A 4,956-nucleotide genomic window follows, 5' to 3' on the forward strand; every position below is an offset into this window, starting at 1 on the left:
AACGTCCGGATGGAGAAGATCATCTCCTTCGTGGACGACACGCGGGTGGAGTTCGCCGCCACCGAGCACACGCTGATCGAGGGCATGCTGCTGGCGGCGCTGGTGGTGTGGTTGTTCCTGCGGGATTGGCGGGCCACCGCCATCACCGCCATCGCGATGCCCGTGTCGCTGATCCCGACCTTCGCGGTGATGCACCTGGTCGGCTTCTCGCTGAACGTCGTGACCCTGCTGGCCCTGACCCTGGTGATCGGCATCCTCGTGGACGACGCCATTGTCGAGATAGAGAACATCGAGAAACGCATCCACCGCGGCATGCGGCCCTACCAGGCGGCGATCGAGGGGGCGGACTCCATCGGCCTGGCGGTGGTGGCGACGACCTTCACCATCGTGGTGGTGTTCACCCCGGTCTCGTTCATGCCGGGCATCCCGGGTCAGTTCTTCAAGGAGTTCGGCCTGACCGTCTCCGTGGCGGTGCTGTTCTCGCTGGTGGTGGCGCGCCTGCTGACGCCGCTGCTGGCGGCGTACTTCATGAAGCCCAAGGCGGCCTCGCCGCGCCGGGAGCTGCCGGGCTATTACCGGCGGCTGCTCGAGTGGGCGCTCGACCACCGGATCATCGCCAGCCTCGCCGGCCTCGGCATCTTCATCGCCTCGCTGGCGCTCGTGGCGATCATTCCCAAGGGTCTGCAGCCCGAGGGCAACCCTAACTTCTACAACCTCGACATCGAGGGCCCGCCGGGCGCGAGCCTGGCCGACATGGAGCGGACGGTTCAGATCCTCACCGACAGGCTGAAGGAACGGCCCGAAACGGCCGCGGTCTTCGCCAGCGTCGGCGGCAGCTCGTTCAATCCGTTCGGGGGCGGAGGCGGCGGCGGCGTCAACACCGGCACGGTTACGGTCGTCCTCAAGCGCGAGCGCGAGCTGAAGGTGCCCGAGATCCGCGGCCAACTTCTGCCGCTGCAGCGGGCGATCCCCGACGCGCGGGTGACCTACGCCGGCCAGGGCTTCGGCGGCTCGACGGTGCAGATGATTTTGACCAGCGACACCGGCCAGGGGCTCGAGGAGGCGGCGCTTAGGCTGCAGCGCGAGATGGCCACCCTGGACCTGGTCCGCGATCCGCGGCTCGACACCCCGCCCAGCGGGCCCGAGATCATCATCACGCCCCGGGTGGAGGACGCCGCCCGGCTCGGCGTCAGCGCTCAGGACATCGCCCAGGCGGCGCGCATCGCTACCGTCGGCGACATCGACGCCAACGTCGCCAAGCTGACCCAGGGTGAGCGGCGCATTCCGATCCGCGTGAGGCTGCCGCAGAACGCCCGCGCCGACCTGGCGGTGATCCGCAACCTGCGGGTCGCCACCGCCACCGGCGGGACGACCACACTGGACGCGGTCGCGGACATCGAGTTCCGCGCCGGCCCTGGCCAGATCGACCGGTTCGACCGCAAGCGGCAGATCACCGTCCAGGCCGACCTTGCCCCAGGCGTCCAGCTCGGCGAGGCGACCGCGGCGGTCCGCCAGTTGCCGATCATGAAGAACCTGCCGGCCGGCGTCGCTCCGGCCTCGGCCGGCGACCAGGAGGCCATGGCCCAGCTTTTCGGCGGGTTCGTTATCGCGATCTTCTCCGGGATCGCCCTGGTGTATGCGGTGATGGTCCTGCTGTTCGGCAGCTTCTTCAAACCGATCACCATCATCTCGGCCCTGCCGCTGGCGGTGGGGGGCGCGTTCCTCGGCCTGCTGATCATGGGCCAGTCGCTGAACATGCCAGCGCTAATCGGCTTCCTGATGCTGATGGGGCTGGCGGCGAAGAACTCGATCCTGCTGGTCGAGTACGCCATCGAGCAGGAGCGGGCGGGCATGCCCCAGCGCGAGGCGCTGCTCGAGGCCTGCCGCGAGCGGGCCCGGCCGATCATCATGACCACCATGGCGATGGCCGCCGGCATGCTGCCGACGGCGCTGGCCATCGGCCAGGGCGCCGAGTTCCGCCAGCCGATGGCCGTGGCGGTGATCGGCGGCCTGATCACCTCGACCCTGCTGTCGCTGGTGATGGTGCCGGTCGTCTACGAGTTCATCGACGACTTCGAACAGTGGCTGCGGCCCAAGTTCGGCCGACTGATCACCCCCCGCGAAGCGCCCGAGGGCGAGGCCCCGCCGGCGGCGCACCACTAGACCTCTCCCCCCGCTCGCCGGGGGAGAGGGTAGGGCGAGGGGGGACTCGCCGGACCCCCAGCCCCTGAGTTGGCCCGCGGCCGCGGCCTCCCTCACCCAACCCTCGCCTTCCGTATGCAGAGGGAGAGGTCTAGATTTCGCCGCGCACCACCCGTGCGAACAGCTCCGGATCGACGTTGCCGCCGGAGAGGATGAGGCCGACGGTCTTGCCCGCCACGTCCAGCTTGCCGGCCAGCAGGGCGGCGAGGCCGACGCAGCCGCCGGGCTCGACGACGAGCTTGAGGACGCTGAAGGCCACGCGCATGGCCTCGGCGACTTCCGCGTCGCTGACCGGGACCACGCCTGAGACGCAGCGGCTGATGATCGGGAAGGTGAGCTCGCCGGGGGCGGGGCTCTCCAGGGCGTCGCAGAGGGACCGAACCTGCGGTTTGATCGTCACCCGCTCGCCGGCGGCCATCGAACGGCGGGTGTCGTCGTAGGCCTCCGGCTCGACGCCGAAGATCTGGGTCTGCGGCGACAGCGTCTTGATGGCGACGGAACATCCGGCGATCAGGCCGCCGCCGCCCACCGGGCAGACGACCAAGTCCAGCGCCTCTCGCATCGCCTCGGCCTGGCGAACCAGCTCCAGGCCCACCGTACCCTGGCCGGCGATGACGTGCTCGTCGTCGAAGGCCGGGACGATGGTCGAACCGCGCTCGGCCGCGACCTCGGCGGCGATCGCCTCGCGGCTCTCGGTCAGCCGGTCGTAGAAGCGCACCTCCGCGCCGTAGCCTCTCGTCGCCTCGGCCTTCACCTTCGGGGCATCTGACGGCATGAAGATCAGGGCGCGGATGCCCAGCAGCCGGGCGGCCAGCGCCACGCCCTGGGCGTGGTTGCCGGAGGAGAAGGCGACGACGCCCCGGGACCGCTCCTCCGCCGTCAGCTGAACCAGCCGGTTGTAGGCCCCGCGGAACTTGAAGGCGCCGACCCGCTGCATCGTCTCGGGCTTGATCAGCACCTTGGCGCCGAGCCGCTCGTCCAGCGCCGGGCTGTGGATCAGCGGCGTGTGAGCGGCCTGCCCCTCCAGGCGCGCCGCCGCCGCCCCGATCTCGACGAAGGAGACGCTCACTTCGCGAACACCATCTCGTCACGGGCGAAGGCCTTGAACTCCAGGGCGTTGCCGGAAGGATCGAGGAAGAACAGGGTCGCCTGTTCGCCGGGCTGGCCCTGGAAGCGGGTCTGCGGCGGAATGACGAACTGCACCCCCGCCCGCTCCAGCCGGTCGGCCAGGGCGCGCCAGTCCTTCATGCTCAGGATCACCCCGAAGTGGCGCACTGGCACGTCCTCGCCGTCGACGGGGTTGGTCGTGTGGTGGCCGGCCTCCTGCGGCGCCAGGTGCGCGACGATCTGGTGGCCATAGAAGTCGAAGTCGATCCACTCGTCGCTAGAGCGCCCCTCGGGACAGCTCAGCAACCCGCCGTAGAAGGCGCGGGCTTCGGCGAGATCGCGGACCGGAAAGGCGAGATGGAAACGCGGACGGGCCATGACCTCGGGTCTTAGCTCTCCGCAAAGGGCTTGACGAGGCGCCCGAGCACGACGAAAAGGGCGCCGCCGTGCGGGCGCGACGCGCCCCGGCCACAACCGATCTCACGTCCCCCCGCCGAGCGCCTGTCGAAGGGCGGGGTCAGACCCGCCCGGCAGGCTGGGAGATCGTATCTATGGGAAATGTCACCGTCATCGGCGGCCAGTGGGGCGACGAAGGCAAGGGCAAGGTCATCGACTGGCTCGCGAACCGGGCCGAGGTCGTCGTCCGTTTTCAGGGCGGAAACAACGCCGGCCACACCATCGTCGTCGGCAACTCCACCTATAAGCTGAGCCTGCTGCCGTCCGGCCTCGTGCAGGGGAAGCTGTCGATCATCGGCAACGGCGTGGTGGTCGACCCGTGGTCGCTGCTGGACGAGATCGAGCGCGCCAAGGCCCAAGGGCTGGCGATCTCGCCGGACCTGCTGGTGGTCGCCGACAACGCCACCATCGTGCTGCCGCTGCACCGCGACCTGGACGCCGCCCGCGAGGCCCGGGCGGGAGCCGCCAAGATCGGCACCACCGGCCGGGGCATCGGCCCGGCCTATGAGGACAAGGTCGGCCGCCGGGCGATCCGCTTCGCCGACCTGGCGGACCGGGAGGCCCTGGAGGTCAAGATCGAGCGGCTGCTCGCCCACCACGGCGCGCTGCGGGCCGGCCTAGGCCTGCCGCCGGCCACGCCTGAGCAGCTGATGGCGCAGCTCTCCGAGATCGCCCCCAAGGTGCTGCCCTATGTGAAGCCGGCTTGGCGGATCCTCGGCCAGGCGGTGAAGGACGGGAGGCGGGTGCTGTTCGAAGGCGCCCAGGCGACCCTGCTGGACGTCGACCACGGGACCTATCCGTACGTCACCTCGTCCAACACCGTCGCCGGTCAGGCGGCGGCGGGCTCCGGCGTCGGCCCCTCGGCCGGCGGCTTCGTGCTGGGCATCGTCAAGGCCTACACCACCCGCGTCGGCGAGGGGCCGTTCCCCACCGAGCTGCACGATGAGACCGGGGAGCTGATCGGCACGCGGGGAAACGAGTTCGGCACCGTCACAGGGCGCAAGCGCCGCTGCGGCTGGTTCGACGCGGTGCTGGTGCGCCAGTCCATCGCCGTCGGCGGCATCGAGGGCGTGGTGCTGACCAAGCTCGACATCCTCGACGGGTTCGACACCGTCAAGGTCTGCACCGGCTATCGGCTGCGGGGCGAGGTGATCGACTACCTGCCGGCGGGCCTGAAGGACCAGGCGGCCT

Annotated in this window: 4 protein-coding genes; 2 read left to right on the forward strand and 2 right to left on the reverse strand. The window is 70.1% G+C overall.

All coding sequences use genetic code 11. The features are described 5' to 3' along the window. Positions 1 to 2,163, forward strand: a 2,163-nt coding sequence (locus VHK87_RS04105) for an efflux RND transporter permease subunit (RefSeq protein ID WP_329633626.1), incomplete at its 5' end; no start/stop codon positions are given. 130 nt (positions 2,164 to 2,293) lie between these two features. Here VHK87_RS04105 and VHK87_RS04110 read toward each other — a convergent pair. Together VHK87_RS04110 and VHK87_RS04115 are read right to left on the reverse strand one after the other, a co-directional pair. Continuing rightward, positions 2,294 to 3,271 (reverse strand): threonine/serine dehydratase, encoded by a 978-nt coding sequence (locus VHK87_RS04110; RefSeq protein WP_329633627.1) that lies wholly within the window; start codon positions 3,269 to 3,271, stop codon positions 2,294 to 2,296. Beyond that, positions 3,268 to 3,687, reverse strand: coding sequence for a VOC family protein (locus VHK87_RS04115; protein ID WP_329633628.1), 420 nt, complete (start codon positions 3,685 to 3,687; stop codon positions 3,268 to 3,270). Before VHK87_RS04115 ends, VHK87_RS04110 begins: the two co-directional genes overlap by 4 nt. A 173-nt stretch (positions 3,688 to 3,860) precedes the next feature. On the opposite strand from VHK87_RS04115, the gene VHK87_RS04120 reads away from it, so the two are divergent. After that, the coding region (locus tag VHK87_RS04120) for an adenylosuccinate synthase (protein ID WP_329633629.1) at positions 3,861 to 4,956 on the forward strand (1,096 nt) is incomplete at its 3' end.

The organism is Phenylobacterium sp. (genome assembly GCF_036263695.1).
GTDB lineage: Bacteria > Pseudomonadota > Alphaproteobacteria > Caulobacterales > Caulobacteraceae > Phenylobacterium.